General features: G+C 61.7%; 12 protein-coding genes. 6 read left to right on the plus strand and 6 right to left on the minus strand.

Going from position 1 to position 14140, the window contains the following annotated elements:
* Positions 1-14: 14 nt before the first annotated feature.
* Positions 15-1367: a polysaccharide deacetylase family protein gene (locus AC3FLX_RS00535; RefSeq protein WP_488693050.1), complete on the minus strand. Its 1353-nt coding sequence runs from the start codon at positions 1365-1367 to the stop codon at positions 15-17.
* Positions 1368-1821: 454 nt separating this feature from the next.
* On the opposite strand from AC3FLX_RS00535, the gene AC3FLX_RS00540 reads away from it, so the two are divergent.
* The 5 genes from AC3FLX_RS00540 (at position 1822) to AC3FLX_RS00560 (ending at position 7960) form a co-directional block, all read left to right on the plus strand.
* Entirely contained in the window at positions 1822-3114 is a 1293-nt protein-coding gene (locus tag AC3FLX_RS00540) for a glycosyltransferase family 4 protein (protein ID WP_488693051.1), read from the plus strand.
* 244 nt (positions 3115-3358) lie between these two features.
* Entirely contained in the window at positions 3359-4510 is a 1152-nt protein-coding gene (locus tag AC3FLX_RS00545) for a polysaccharide biosynthesis/export family protein (protein ID WP_488693669.1), read from the plus strand.
* Between the two features lie 13 nt (positions 4511-4523).
* The gene (locus tag AC3FLX_RS00550) at positions 4524-4988 is read left to right on the plus strand and encodes a low molecular weight protein-tyrosine-phosphatase (protein WP_488693052.1); all 465 of its coding nucleotides are present in this window, start codon (positions 4524-4526) and stop codon (positions 4986-4988) included.
* Entirely contained in the window at positions 4985-7207 is a 2223-nt protein-coding gene (locus AC3FLX_RS00555) for a polysaccharide biosynthesis tyrosine autokinase (protein WP_488693053.1), read from the plus strand. The genes AC3FLX_RS00550 and AC3FLX_RS00555 overlap by 4 nt, the downstream gene beginning before the upstream one ends.
* A gap of 84 nt (positions 7208-7291) precedes the next feature.
* Positions 7292-7960: an acetyltransferase gene (locus AC3FLX_RS00560; protein WP_488693054.1), complete on the plus strand. Its 669-nt coding sequence runs from the start codon at positions 7292-7294 to the stop codon at positions 7958-7960.
* A 31-nt stretch (positions 7961-7991) separates the two neighbouring features.
* Here AC3FLX_RS00560 and AC3FLX_RS00565 read toward each other — a convergent pair whose 3' ends face one another.
* The 5 genes from AC3FLX_RS00565 to AC3FLX_RS00585 all read right to left on the minus strand — a co-directional run bounded on the left by AC3FLX_RS00565 (position 7992) and on the right by AC3FLX_RS00585 (position 13063).
* On the minus strand, positions 7992-8693 hold the full coding sequence (locus AC3FLX_RS00565; protein ID WP_488693055.1) for a hypothetical protein: 702 nt from the start codon (positions 8691-8693) through the stop codon (positions 7992-7994).
* Between the two features lie 9 nt (positions 8694-8702).
* The gene (locus AC3FLX_RS00570) at positions 8703-9380 is read right to left on the minus strand and encodes a sugar transferase (protein ID WP_488693056.1); all 678 of its coding nucleotides are present in this window, start codon (positions 9378-9380) and stop codon (positions 8703-8705) included.
* 278 nt (positions 9381-9658) lie between these two features.
* The gene (locus AC3FLX_RS00575) at positions 9659-10732 is read right to left on the minus strand and encodes an acyltransferase family protein (RefSeq protein WP_488693057.1); all 1074 of its coding nucleotides are present in this window, start codon (positions 10730-10732) and stop codon (positions 9659-9661) included.
* A 139-nt stretch (positions 10733-10871) separates the two neighbouring features.
* Complete coding sequence (locus AC3FLX_RS00580; protein ID WP_488693058.1) at positions 10872-11687, minus strand: class I SAM-dependent methyltransferase; 816 nt, start codon at positions 11685-11687, stop codon at positions 10872-10874.
* Positions 11688-11731: 44 nt separating this feature from the next.
* Complete coding sequence (locus AC3FLX_RS00585; protein ID WP_488693059.1) at positions 11732-13063, minus strand: NAD(P)-binding domain-containing protein; 1332 nt, start codon at positions 13061-13063, stop codon at positions 11732-11734.
* Positions 13064-13427: 364 nt separating this feature from the next.
* Between AC3FLX_RS00585 and AC3FLX_RS00590 the strand changes: the two genes are divergently transcribed.
* Entirely contained in the window at positions 13428-14081 is a 654-nt protein-coding gene (locus tag AC3FLX_RS00590) for a sugar transferase (RefSeq protein ID WP_488693060.1), read from the plus strand.
* Positions 14082-14140 lie beyond the last annotated feature (59 nt).

Raw genomic sequence — 14140 nt, forward strand, 5'->3', positions numbered from 1 at the left:
GCCGCGACGGCCTGTCAGTGGGCCACCACCCTCTGATACAGCTCGCGCTCATCGGCGTTGCCGAGCGACGAGTTATGCCATAGCACGGTAAAGCAGCCATTCACCGCGTTGCAGGTGTCCTTCAGATCGCGGAACTTCCTCCAGGCAGCCTCGCCCATCCCCAGCCCCATGTAGCCGATAACCGTGCCTTCCATCGCAATCAGCGGACGAATGCGCAGGTTCAGCGCCTTGCCCGCGACCGGATCGAAGGCCGGATATTCGAAGCAGGTGCCGCAGCGAAAGCCTGCGTGATCGGCATAGCTGAGCGTGCTGTCGTACGTCATGCCGGCCTGCTCCCAACCGCGCATCGTGGTCGGGTGCTCCCAGCGCAGATAGTGCATACGTCCGCCCCATACCTCCTGCCTGATCTGCTCTTGCTCGCATACCTTCCGTAGCCGGTCTGCCTCCTCCTGCACCGCGCGAGGACTCTGATAGGTATTGAAGCTCGGGTGCAGTCCGATTTCGTGACCACGAGCGTGGATATGCTGCATCAATGCGCGGATCGCCGGATGCTCGGGCACGTAATCGGCATCCTTGCTGGCGTCGGTGCAGCCGCAGATGAAGTAGAAAGCGCTGACCAGCCCATGACGCTCGGAAACATCCATGATCCAGTCAAAGGTGTTGACCCGATCGCTCGGATGCAGCGTGTTGCGCGTCTTCATCCTTATCACCGGGGCCTGCAGCACGCTTCGCAAGTCACGGCGTATCAGAATGTCGCCGGCCATGCGGCGAATCATTCGCGCCGCCGAGCCAAAGCCATAACGACTCGGCACATCCACGTCATGCGACACCTTCATGCTGGGCCGAAGTTGTCTGAGCTGCAATGCCGGCCACTGGCGCTTGATCACCTGCCCAAGGATATGCAACCACTCGTCCACCACCGGCCGCTCCAGATAGCCATGCTTGTGGGCATGCGAGCCGCTGGCCGGAAAGCGCCCGAAGTTATCGAGGTCCGTTCGGCCGACTTCCTCCTGGCGCGACAGCATCCAGTAGCAGAGGCCCAGCACGTCATAGTGGATTCGATAGCCATCCGGCGTCGCTTCGATCAGCGGCGAAGGCGCGTCCGCGAGGCCCGGCGCCGGCAACGGCCCACGCAGCGCCGGCTGCCAGCCTTCGGCAAGCGCATCCCAGGTTGTGAAAGCGAGCGCCGAATCCGCGCGCCTGAACGTGACGGGGTCCGCTGCAATCTCAATCGATCCCTGGCCGGAACCGGCAAGGGTCAGGCGGACAAAACCCGCATCGGTACCTTGCAACTGAAAATCATGGCCATACCGCTCCGCGAGAATCCGTTGCAGCCAGGAGAGGGTTTCCTCAGTCATATGCCTCATTGGAATTCCAGAGTGAAGTGCCAGCGCTCTGATTGATGTCGTCCGCGGTCCACCACATGAGCACGGCATGGTGACAGCACAACGGAAACCGCGTGGCCGAACCTCGGCCGATGGCGCCGATGGAGAAATTATCGGGACTCGCCATCGTGCTCGCAATCGGGCTGGGTGTGGCACCGAACGCAAGGCGGCAGGGTGCGCCGGGCAGTGTGGTCTCGGCCACATTGGGCGCTTCCACGGGGCGTCGGACTCTGATTAGATGTATTCGTACGGATGGAATAAATACGCTGCCATCACGGCAAGGTGTTTTCGTCATCCGATTCCGACCATGCCCCAGCGCGTCCATATGCGGTCGCGGCAGGACCCGCTTTTGTCAGGCCCGCGTCTGCTCTGGTGATACGCCGGGGCGAAATCCGCCGACGACATGCGCGCCAGCCTCCAACGAACCTGTCCTTCCATGAAGAACGTCTGGATTCTCAACCACTATGCCCAGGAGCCCGGCAGCGGTCCCGGCGGCACAAGACACTTCCACCTGGCGGAGCACCTGAGCTCGTCGGGCTGGCAGGCAACCGTTATCGCGGCCAATACGGTCGGCACGCGAGAACGGCAGCAGGTAACCGGCAAGCTGTCGCACCTTGACAGTAGTCGAGAAGTTCCTTTCCTATGGGTACGTACGCCCACATACGAAGGCAATGGCGCCGGCCGCATGCTCAACATGCTGGCCTATAGCTGGCGCGCCTTGCTGCGACGGACCACGCGCGGCCTGCCACGTCCCGACGTGGTGATCGGCTCCAGCGTGCATCCCTTTGCCGCGGCGGCGGGCGCCCTGCTGGCGCACCGCTTCAAGGTTCCGTTCGTGTTCGAGGTGCGTGACCTGTGGCCGCAGACGCTGGTCGACATGGGTCGCCTGCGCGAGGGGGATTTCGTGACGTGGGCGCTGCGCAAGCTGGAGCATTGGCTGTATCGGCGTGCCACGCGCATCGTCGTTCTGCTGCCGCAGGCGTGGGAGTACATCGCGCCGCTTGGCATTCCGAAAGAACACATTACCTGGATACCCAACGGTGTGGATCTGTCGCTATTCCCACCGCCCACACCTGCACGCACCGTGCCCCCGTCGGAGCCTTTCACGCTGATGTATTTCGGCGCCCACGGGCAGGCCAACGGCCTGGACAATGTGCTGCAGGCGATGAAGCTCGTGCAGCAGCGGCCAGAGGGGCAGCACATCATTCTGCGCATGGTCGGAGATGGCGGGCTCAAGCCTGCGTTGATGGCGCAGGCACAGCAACTCGGCCTGGGCAATGTCATCTTTGAGGCGCCCGTGCCGAAAACCCGCATTCCGACGGTCGCGATGGAAGCGGATGCCTTTGTCATCGCCGTGCGTGACCTGCCGCAGCTTTACCGGTACGGCATCAGCATGAACAAGCTGTTTGACTACCTGGCGGCGGGCCGGCCCATCGTCATGGCTTCCAATGCCTCCAACAATCCGGTCGCCGACTCGACGGCGGGATTGACGGTGGCCGCGGAGCGTCCCGAGGCGCTGGCCGACGCCATCATCAGCATCGCCGCGGCGCCGCTCGAAGCGCGTCTGCGCATGGGACGGGCCGGCCGCGAGTATGTCGAGCGCAACCACAGCTTCGAGCTGCTGGCACAGCGCCTGGCAGGAGTGCTGGACGAGGCATGCAGCGCTCAGACCAAACCCGGCCGCATGACCGGGTTGATATCGAGGCTCGGTGCATTGCACAAGGGTTGAAGGGACCGGCACCGGCCCTTTTCACCCTTGCCGCGAGAGCGAGACACAGCGAACGGCGGCCCCACCCGGCGACGCCCGCTGCTCGCGGCAGCACCGCTTCCAGAGCCGAGCACTCAACGTGCGACAACGCACCGAATCATGGCACCGCCCCTCCTACGATGAGTGCCATCGGGGGCATGCCGTATGCGGTGCGATGCCCACAGCTTTCAGTAAGGAGACCACCGTGAGACCAGTCAATTGGGGCATGCATTTCGGGATCATCCTTGCTGCCTATCGCCACCGTATCGCCTCCAGCGTGTCGATCCTCATCGCCACCGGTCTGCTTGCCGCCTGCTCGGCATCGCCGGGCATGTACTTTGACAACAAGGCCGTGGTGAGCGCAATCGGTCCGGATGTCGTACCCACGGTGACACCGATCACCCTCGACCTGGTGAAAGCCCAACGCAGCAAGGCGCGTACGGACAACGAACGGGTCGATGAACTGTTCGCCACGCCGACGCCTTATCTGATCGGCCCTGGCGACATCATCTCGGTCGTGGTGTGGGATCACCCGGAACTGGTGTTCCCGACGCAGACCTACAGCATCGGCGCCGCCTTTGAAATGCCGACGTCCAGCGGCGGCTCCAACGTGCCGGGCTATGTGGTCAGTGCACAGGGCGATGTGCAATTCCCCTACGCCGGCGTCATGAAGGTTGGCGGGAAGACCGCAAACGAAGTTCGCGACCAGATGGCACGTGTCCTGTCACGAGTGGTCAGGAATCCTCAGATGACGGTGCGGGTGCTCGGCTTTCGCAGCCAGCGCGTCTACGTGGACGGCGAGGTCAAGACGCCTGGCATGCAGGCCATCGACGACGCGCCCATGACGCTGGTGGAAGCGCTCAATCGCGCCGGCGGCGTGCTGAACCTGACCGGTGACAACAGCCGCATCCGTGTTACCCGTGGCGAGCGTAGCTGGTACGTCAACATTCCCGCGCTGCTCGCCAAGGGCGTCGACCCATCCCGCATTCTGCTGCGCTCTGGCGACATCGTCCGCGTGGAACAGCGCGAGGACAACAAGATCTTTGTCACTGGCGAAGTGGTGCGCCCGGCCTCCCTGCTCATGCGTAATGGACGGATGACGCTGAACGAGGCACTTGGCGATGCCGGCGGGGTCAATCCGAGTTCAGCCAACGCGGAGCAGATCTACGTGATTCGCAAGGCGGCCGATGGCGAACCCAGCATCTTCCACCTGAACGGCAACAATCCAGCGGCGCTGGCGATTGCCGAGGGTTTCGAGCTGGAACCGAAAGACGTGGTTTATGTGGATGCACGCGAAGTGGTTCGCTGGGCCCGCGTGATCAACCAGTTGCTGCCGAGCACGCAGCCCGTGATCAGCTCTGCCACGGCATTCAAATAGCGGGATGCGAAATATGACACGCTCAATCCTGGTGATTTGCATCGGCAACGTTTGTCGCAGCCCTATGGCGGCTTGCCTGCTGAGCCGTGTCATGCCCACGTGCGAGGTAACTTCGGCGGGCCTCGCACCGCCGGTCGGCGCACCCGCCGATCCCAGCGCCGTCAGGCTGCTTGCACGCGAGGGTCTCGATATCGGCGGTCACCGCGCCCGCGCCATCGACGACGCGCTCGTGGCGGCGGCGGACCTGATCCTGGTGATGGACAGCGAGCAACGCGAAGAAATCGAGCGGATTTTCCCAATGGCGCGCGGAAAAACGCATCGGATCTGCGAATCCACGGCGACGGATGTGCCGGACCCGTACGGATGCTCGCCGACGATGTTCTATATCGTTTTGGAACTGATCAAGCAGGGCATCGCTTCGTGGTCTGTCAGGCTCGGAGATGTCGCACCAACTGAGGTTCGAGGAGAGGCATCATGAGAACGGTCAGTACCCGGGACCAAGCCCCCGCAGGCGTGGACGAGCACCAGCCGACGGTGGACTTTACCGCCTACATCGATTTGCTTGCCCGCTATCGAAGGACCTTCCTGACGGTCATCGGCATAGCCGTCGTGATCGGCCTTACCTATGCCATCCTGGCCAAGCCCGTCTACCGCACGAACATGACCGTGCAAGTGGAGGAACTGGGCGGTAACCACGTCAGCAAGCTCATCGCCGCGTTCTCACCGGGCCCTGAAACCAAGCCCGCCGCTTCCGCGGAGATTGAACTGCTGCGCTCGCGGATGGTGGTCGGAAAGGCTGTCGATAACCTGCGGCTGTACATCGAAGCCACGCCGCGCTATTTCCCCGTGATTGGCTCGACGATCGCCAGCTTCAATCCTGAACTGTCGCAGCCCGGACTGTTTGGATGGGGCGGCTTTGCATGGGGCCATGAATCGATTACCGTGTCCCAGCTCGACGTTCCCGCGGCAATGGAGGAGCGCAAGATCCTGCTGACCGCGCTGGGTAACAACGAGTTCAGGATCCGGTTTGCCAGCGACGATGTCCAGGCTACCGGCAAAGTGGGATCGCCGTTGACGATCACGACCGCCAACGGCCCGGTCACCATGCTGATCAACCAGATGGATGCGCGCCCCGGTACGCAGTTCGTGCTGCGTCGCCTGGCACGTGTTGCGGGCATCGCGCGTCTGCAGGACAAGCTGACGATCAGCGAGCGCGGCAAGGATAGCGGCGTGCTCGGCGTGTCGCTGGAAGGCGCCTCGCCGGAAATGACGGCGGCCGTGCTCAACGAAATCGGGAACGCCTACGTCGACCAGAACATCCGCCGCAAAGCCGCCGAAGCCGAAAAGTCGCTCGCATTCCTCGAACAACAGTTGCCGGTGCTCAGGCAGCAGGTCGATACGGCCGAGACGCGGTATAACGCGATGCGCAATCAACGCGGCACGATCGACCTCGGCGAGGAATCCAAGCTGATCCTGAGTCAGTCGGTACAGATCCAGACCAAGCTCCAGGAGTTGCAGCAAAAGCGCCAGGAACTGGCGGCGCGCTTTACGCCGAGTCACCCGGCAATCGGCCTCGTCGACGGCCAGATCGCCAGCCTGACCGCCCAGCTGAATGGCATATCGGGGCGAATCCAGAAACTGCCGGACGTGGAACAGAACGTGGTGCGGCTGATGCGCGACGTCAAGGTCAGTACCGAGCTGCTGCAGTCCCTGCTGAACGATGTGCAGCAGTTGAAGCTGATCAAGGCGAGCAAGGTGGGAACGGCACGGATTGTCGACCCGGCCGATGTACCGCTCAGGCCGGTCCGGCCGGACCGCGTGCTGATCGTCGGACTCTCGCTGGCCCTGGGTGTGGTTGCCGGTCTGCTGGTGATCTTCGTGCGCTATACGCTTGAGGGCGGCGTGGCCGATCCGGACGAGATCGAGCGGCAGACGGGGATGACGGTCTACTCGACCATCCCCTTCAGCAAGCAGCAGTCACAGTTGTCACCGGGCGCCGGCCTCCTGGCACTCCAGCAGCCGGACGATCCCGCCGTGGAAAGTCTGCGCAGCTTCCGTACCGCACTGCGTTTCGCAATGGCCGGAAACAACAACCGGACAGTCGTGATCACCGGGCCTGCTCCGGGCGTCGGCAAGTCATTCGTCTGCACCAACTTCGCCGCGATTGCCGCGACAGGAAGCCGCGTGGTGCTCGTCGATGCCGACCTGCGTCGCGGCAGTCTGCAGAGTTCCTTTGATGTCAGGCGCGGGCCTGGCTTGACCGAACTGTTGATGGGCGCGCCGTTGGAGCAGGTATTGCAGCGGCAAGTGGCGCCCGGCCTGGACTTCATACCAACCGGCTCGCAACCGCCGCATGCGACGGATCTGTTGCTGAGTCCCGCTATGGACTCGCTGCTTGAGCAGCTCAGGGCGCGCTATGACGTGGTGCTGATCGATACGCCGCCAGTGCTTGTGGCTGCCGACGCGGGCATCCTGGCAGGCAAGGCCGGCGCCGTGTTTCTGGTGGCACGCGCCGAGAAGACCACGACCGGCGAACTGCTTGCGGCGCAACGCGCGATCCTGCAGGCCGGCGCCGACGTCAAGGGCGTGCTGTTCAACGGGCTTCTGATCGAGGGACGCTGGTACCGCGCCCACAGCTACTTTGGCAAGTATCGCTATCTCGCCGACTATGGCAACGGGCAGACCAAGCGGGCTTGACCAAGGCGATGGCGGCTGGTGTGGTTCCCCTCCAGCCGTCCGCCGCTGAATTCGAATTCCGCTTCGTCCGTAGACCAACCAATCATGCCTCTCCTTCACGCGAACAACGTCTCATCCGTGGTCATCGCCGGCGCCGGCGGTCTTGGGCTGGAGCTTTATGACTATCTGCAGACAGAATCGCGCAGCGGCGGACCGCAGGTAGCAGGCTTTATCGACGACACGCCAGACAAGGTTCCGGAAGGCATCGACCTGCCGCATCTGGGCTTGATTCGTGAGTTCCGCCCGGCGCCGCACCAGGCCGTGCTGGTGGCGATTGGCGCCACCTCGGCACGGCAGGACGTGCTGTCATGGTTCCAGCAACTTGGGGCCGAGCTTCCGATCTATGTCCACGGCACGGCCCTCGTCTCGCCCTCTTCCCAACTGGGCATTGGCGCGTTGATTTTTCCGTTCACGGTCATCAGCCGGGGCGCGGTGGTGGAGGATGGCGTGGTGGCCAATGCCTTCAGCGGAATCGGGCATGGTGCCCGCGTGGGCGCGTGCTCCGTGCTGTCTCCTCATGCCGTTCTCAACGGCGACGCCGCCATCGGCCCGCGGTGCTTCCTGGGGACACGTGCGACGCTCTTTCCTGGCGTCAGCATCGGCGCCGATTGCGTTGTCGATTCACACACCTGTGTTTCGGCCAACGCCAAGGATCGGCAGTTCATCACGACTGGCAATTTCCAGCTGACTTCGCGCGTGATTCGCAATCAGTGATGAACGGCGCGGGGCGCCAACTGAGAACGTTTCAGAACGTTTCCGAACATTCGCGATACGACGGCACCCGGCATTTCACGACAGTCACCACGACCTCGCCGGAAACCGGATCTGTGTCGATGGACCTGGAATAGCGCTCGGTAACGCCAAACCAATCCATTCCACGTGACCACAGTCGACTTTTGACGGGGCTTGTTCCTGCCAGCGCAAAGACGAACAGGAAACCGCAAAGCGCCAACCTCGCGAGCATTGGCGAGCGGGCGGGGCGCGCAGGCCGGGGCGCGTGCTGACGAAACGGATACAGGTTGAGCCACGCCACGGCGAATCCGACGGTCATGCCGATCAGCGTTTCGGCGGGCGTGTGATATTGCCCGACCACCAGCGCAACCGCCACGAGGACCGCCACGAATATCCCGCCAGCCAGTCCGATCCTGGCCATTCGCGTGCCCAGCATCGATCCCAGTGTGGCGCCCAGCATCGGATAGACCGACGCAGTGAGCACGGCGTGCCCGCTGACGCTGTACACGTTCACCGATGGCATTGACCATCCAGTAAATTCGAACGCCAGCTTCCCCGCAAGAATGAGGCCCGCGCCGCCCACCAGCGACAGGAGCCACAAACAGGCGCGCTTCCACAAACCCAGGTAAGCCAGGCGGAGCGCAACAAGGCCCGCCAGGGGAATCGTCAGTGACGCGCCGCCACTATGGACAATCAGAAGCCAGGATAGCTGCATCGGTATGCCTCAGCTCGTCGAATGGCCGCTTATCCGGGCGTCCCGGCGATCGCCGCCGGTATCCAGGTCACGCGCGATATCCGCATCCGATGCGCTCCGTTTGCTTCCCATGAAGCGCGGGGCGGAGAACTCTCCCGCCGCGCTGATTCCCTCGCGCGCTACGACCTTGATGACGGTCTTCCACAGGATCACGATGTCCAGCCACACCGATACGTGATCGACGTACCAGACGTCCAGCCGGAATTTCTCTTCCCAGCTAATCGTGTTGCGCCCACTGATCTGTGCGAGCCCGGTAATGCCGGGACGGACCAGGTGGCGGCGCTTCTGTTCCGGAGAGTAACGCGGCAGGTATTCCATCAAGAGCGGACGGGGTCCAACCAGACTCATATCACCCTTGAGTACGTTCCAGAGTTCCGGCAGCTCATCGAGGCTGGTGGAGCGAAGAAACGCCCCGAACTTGGTCAGCCGCTCGGGATCGGGCAACAGTTCGCCATCGGGCCCGCGAGCATCGGTCATGGTACGAAACTTAAGAATGTAGAACGGTTCGCCATGCAATCCCGGCCGCATTTGCCGGAAGAAAACCGGTTTGCCCAGACGCACGCGCACCATGCAAATCAGCAACAGAAGCGGAACGGCAAGCAGCAACATGCCCAGCGAGGCCAGGACAACATCAAAAACGCGCTTCATCACAATAACTCCGAGAAACCGCACCCAATTGGGCATGGTGCAGAGGAGAGCACCGCTAATGGGCGGCCCCCCCCCGCTTGAATGGCCGGTCCGCGGCCAGAAAAGGGTGCGCATTGAATACAGAGGGGTTGCGTGCCGCGCCGGCACCTGCCTTGAACAGGCACGGACCACGCAGGCGGAGGGAGCGGCTTCATACCTCGCTGAGTCAATATAGTTCACGAGGAACGCACGCTTCGCAGCGTTGTGTGGCGATGGACACAGAATGCACGCCGCCTGCGCTATGCACTCCGGTCCAGGGCCGCCGGCCTCGTCGCCGTCCTCCGGCGCAACGCACGCAGCTTTACGTCAATCTTTCGCTCGACAACTCTGTAGACGATCATCGAAACCACGACGGTCGCGCTCACGATCAACAGGCACGCGACATCGCCCGGCAGGATTCTGTGTTTGTCGATTCCGGAAACGAGACGAGCAAAACCAGGGACCGTGAAAGCCTGCAATAGATACAGCGAATATGACGCATCGCCGATGGTCGATAGCCAGGTACCACCTGCCCAGCCTCCGGCGCTCTCCCAGAGCACCGCTCCGGAAACCAGCAACGCAGCCGGAATGCCCGCGGTGACCACCCTGTGGTCCATCGAAGAACCAGGAGTCAGGACCAGGAATCCGATGATGCCGAACACGATCAACGCGGTGAATCCCGGCGTGGAGAGTCTGTAACCGGACCTGTAAATCCAGGCGAACACGGCACCGAATACGAATTCCAGCAGCAACGGGGAGGTAAGGAATCTGTAGATGTATGGCGTAGGGCTCGTCAGCGACAGTATCGAAAGTACCGCGAAGAATGCGGGCAAGGCCCAGCGCATGGCTCGCTCGGGAAAACAGATTGAGATGGCAAAGACCAGATAGAAGAACATTTCGTATATCAGCGTCCAGCCGACATACAGTACCGGGTAGACGTTACCCTCCCCCGCGACCTCATACGGGACAAAGAAATACGAGTCAAAAATCTCCGTCGTCGTGAATTCGAAGTGCTTGAGGCTCGGTACCACCCACAATATCGCCAGCATCAGGCTGGTGAGAATCCAGTACATCGGCACGATTCGCATAAGCCTGGCGACCATGAAATCCTTCGCCGCCAGCGGGCCGCGACGCTGGCCCGTCGTCGCGATCACCATCACAAACCCGGATATGAAGAAGAAGATATCAACGCCCGCCCATCCCCATTTGCTGGCATCGCTGAGGGCGCCCGGTGTCCATCCGAAATTCCTGATCGTCGCCGCCGAATGGTAGGCAACCACTGCAATCGCCGCGATGGCGCGCAGCGATTGCACGGCAAACAGGTTTTGCTTCATGTCTTGGCTCCGGTGCGCAGCTCATGGCCCAAGCTCCAGCCACGGGCACTCAATGCGGAGGATTGCCTGTCAGATGACGTATGCGCGGTCAGGCAACGGTCTGGCGAGCAGACCGTTTGACTCGGCGATTTACCAGGATTCATCTTGGCCTCGATGGTTCGACATGATTTGCCCGAGGCAATTCATACACCGTGGTACGAATGACGCCTCCGCTGTCCTTCACCTCGCACAGCACCCGCGCCGACAACGTCTTTAGCCCGAACGGCGGCGCCGTCACCACGATGGCGCTCGGTTTCGCACCCCATAGCCGCAGGGCGGAACCAATGGGCTTGTCGAGATTCGGTGTAAAGCCGGGCTTCGCTGGCGAGTACTCGGTCAGGATCAGAATCTTGTATGGCGTCAGGCGCGCCAGTACCTGGGCAATGCGCGCGTTATCCAGGTGATCGAGCACCTGCCGCAGAAAGACGACGTCACCCGGCGGCAGGGACTCGCTGGTAATGTCCACGCACCGAAAATCCACATCGAGACTGGAGAACCTGCTGCGGTTCGACTGGATGACCGGCTCCACCACGTCGCAGGCGATATAGCGTGCGCAAGCGGAGCGGATACGCTTGCCGATATTGAAATCGCCGCACCCGAGATCCACCACGTCAGGCCGGCTTGGCATCGATTCGAGATAGGCCGTCACCGCATTGACATACGTGTCGACGATCGTCGGGTCATGGGAACTGCTCCCGCTGTAAAACTCCGCGGGATTCTCCGCCACGCCCCAGGCGCCGGTTTCGTAGACATTGGAAAACACTTCGCGTAGCGACTTTCCCTGATACGTCGCCCCGTCTTTGCGAATGATGCGGTTATGGTGGTAATTCAACAGCCACGTCGGCGCATATGGTTTTACCCATTGCTTCAATTTTTGTGTCAGCACACTACGCAAAGGCCTGCTCAGCGAATTCATGGTGCCTCCTGGTTTGGGCGCGAATGACGAGAACCCTGCTCGAACTAGTTTTCCGGGACCTGAAGAATGCTTTGTCCCCGCAGACCGTTTCCATCGGTTGCCTCTGCCGGCTCCAATGGGATGACCTGAGGTTTGACAAGGCCACTGCCGGCCTCCTTCCTGAAGCATCGACTGATATGCCCTGCGAGGTGTGGGGCCGCGAATTTAGCGCCATAGATAAAACGCAGAGCAGGACCAAAGCTCAGCGCGGACGCCGGCCCCACGACATACAGGTCGCGCACATTGGTTTCGAAATTGCGGGTCAGGCTCGGCGAGCCACCAATGAGCGAGAGTGAATTCAGAAGTTCGTCAGAAAGGAAGGAGTGCCTGGCCATATCGGCCTTGAACCCGGTGGCAAGCACAACATGGTCGGCACGGATGCTGGACTGCTCGGTCCCGCTTGCTACCTGTAGAACTATTTGATCGTTCTTGAGTTCGGCGCGCGTGATTTCGGTCTGCGTCGAAATATCGACCTTGCCTTCCACGCGATCGCGCAGCCACCAGGCACCCGACGCGGCCCAGCCGGTTTCCATGATTCTCTGGCGACGCGGCAGATTCATCATATGGAAAACCATCGGGTATTCGGAAAGCAGGAATGACAACAGGAGCGTGCCCGGACTATTTGAATCCCAGCCGCGTCCCAGGCCGACGCGCCCTCTGAGCAGCTTTGAGATACCCCCGCGAGCGCTACGCGGCGCGCCACTCCAATTCACCTCTTCGCGCACCAGCAAGCGAACCCGCGCGCCGAGTTCGCTGAAGAGCGCGGCAAGCCCGATCGCCGACTGCCCGCCCCCGACCACGACGATATCCTTGCCTTTCGCCCAAGTGAGGTCGCCGATTTCGCTGGAGTGAACCACATAAGGTTTCGGCAAACCCCGCAATACGGAAGGCTTCTGCGCAAACCCTTTCAGCCCCAAAGCGATTACCGCGCGTCGCGCCACCAGGGAACTGCCATCGGTCAGGCTCAGCTGAAAGCATCCATCCTTGCGATGCATATCGACCACTTCCACGCCGCGCACATGGTCAACCACTTGCTGCTGAAACCAGAGCCCGTAGTCTACAAAGAGTTCCAGCGGCATGCGGATTCCCACTGGCTTGTAGGCAATGCGGTGGCGACGGCAATATTCTTCCATCGTGTAGCCGCGCCACGGCGCATAGAGATTCGAGGCGAAAGGTTCCGAGCGCAGAAGCATCCCGGGAGGCATGAAGTTTCTCCAGGCATGCATGGGATGCCCGAGAATTTGATGGGGCACGCCGGTCTTGGACAGGTGGGCCGAAATCGATAAGCCATAGGGGCCGGCGCCGATAATCACCGTGTCCGTCGACGTGATTGTCATTACTTCTCCCATTGAACTTGCTTGTCGGCCGTTGCGGGTCCGGGCAGTGCAAGCGCGCTTGATCTCTGGCGTCACCTCGCCGGATCGGAGCGATCCAGCCAGCCACGTCGTGTCAATGTAGAGGTGGCCCGTCGTGTCATCCGTGCGGGCGCACACACTCCCCCAAACCCTCGTCACCATATTCAGTGTTGAGCGGAACCACCCTCTTTTGTATGACCCGCGGCACCGTGGAACGTGGCCTCGGCCACATTTCCCGCTTCACGCCGCAGCCCGGCTTTGGTTAGATTGACTCCGGAGCGGATATCCGTTGTCTGTCCAGGGACGACCGTGAATGCCGCCCCGGGACGAACCGGACAGATCGATCATGAAGCGTTTGTTTGACATAGTTTTCGCCTCCATCGCATTGCTAGGGTTGGGCATTCCGTTGCTACTTCTGGCAGCCGCTGTGCGCTGGAAGCTCGGCAGTCCCGTACTGTTCCGTCCGACGCGCGCGGGCCTCGGCGGGAAGCCATTCCCATTGGTAAAGTTCCGAAGCATGACGGAGGCTCGTGGCCCCGACGGCGAACTCTTGCCCGATGAAGACAGGCTGACGCCGTTCGGCGTTTTTCTTCGCCGATTCAGTCTCGACGAGCTGCCTCAGTTCTGGTGCGTCCTGATGGGCGACATGAGCGTGATTGGTCCGCGACCTCTGCCAATGAAGTATCTGCCGTGCTACTCATCGGACCAGGCGCGTCGGCTTCTGGTCCGTCCCGGCATTTCCGGCTGGGCACAGATAAACGGACGGAACTCGCTGACCTGGGAACAGAAGTTCACCCTGGACACCTGGTACGTCGATCACTGCTCTTTCTGGCTCGATATGAAGATCCTCTTGCTCACACCGGCCACCGTCATGCGCCATCAGGGCATCAACGCGGCTGGCGATACGACCGTGCCGACGTTCACCGGCAGTCCCGCCCAGCCGACGTCCGGCAAGTCCGCGCATGTGCCAGAGCAAGACATTCCGATCCACACGACATGACGAGTCCTCATCGTGAATGCCGAAATTTTCCTCGTAACATCGTGGCAAAGTCATAGTGA

The sequence above is a fragment of the Cupriavidus sp. 291-E7 genome, from assembly GCF_057798835.1.

What these genes read in the sequence shown, in the direction of transcription:
- AC3FLX_RS00535 (WP_488693050.1), bottom strand. Translation starts at nt 1,367, where the DNA reads ATGAGGCATATGACTGAGGAAACCCTCTCCTGGCTGCAACGGATTCTC.
- AC3FLX_RS00540 (WP_488693051.1), top strand. Translation starts at nt 1,822, where the DNA reads ATGAAGAACGTCTGGATTCTCAACCACTATGCCCAGGAGCCCGGCAGC.
- AC3FLX_RS00545 (WP_488693669.1), top strand. Translation starts at nt 3,359, where the DNA reads ATGCATTTCGGGATCATCCTTGCTGCCTATCGCCACCGTATCGCCTCC.
- AC3FLX_RS00550 (WP_488693052.1), top strand. Translation starts at nt 4,524, where the DNA reads ATGACACGCTCAATCCTGGTGATTTGCATCGGCAACGTTTGTCGCAGC.
- AC3FLX_RS00555 (WP_488693053.1), top strand. Translation starts at nt 4,985, where the DNA reads ATGAGAACGGTCAGTACCCGGGACCAAGCCCCCGCAGGCGTGGACGAG.
- AC3FLX_RS00560 (WP_488693054.1), top strand. Translation starts at nt 7,292, where the DNA reads ATGCCTCTCCTTCACGCGAACAACGTCTCATCCGTGGTCATCGCCGGC.
- AC3FLX_RS00565 (WP_488693055.1), bottom strand. Translation starts at nt 8,693, where the DNA reads ATGCAGCTATCCTGGCTTCTGATTGTCCATAGTGGCGGCGCGTCACTG.
- AC3FLX_RS00570 (WP_488693056.1), bottom strand. Translation starts at nt 9,380, where the DNA reads ATGAAGCGCGTTTTTGATGTTGTCCTGGCCTCGCTGGGCATGTTGCTG.
- AC3FLX_RS00575 (WP_488693057.1), bottom strand. Translation starts at nt 10,732, where the DNA reads ATGAAGCAAAACCTGTTTGCCGTGCAATCGCTGCGCGCCATCGCGGCG.
- AC3FLX_RS00580 (WP_488693058.1), bottom strand. Translation starts at nt 11,687, where the DNA reads ATGAATTCGCTGAGCAGGCCTTTGCGTAGTGTGCTGACACAAAAATTG.
- AC3FLX_RS00585 (WP_488693059.1), bottom strand. Translation starts at nt 13,063, where the DNA reads ATGACAATCACGTCGACGGACACGGTGATTATCGGCGCCGGCCCCTAT.
- AC3FLX_RS00590 (WP_488693060.1), top strand. Translation starts at nt 13,428, where the DNA reads ATGAAGCGTTTGTTTGACATAGTTTTCGCCTCCATCGCATTGCTAGGG.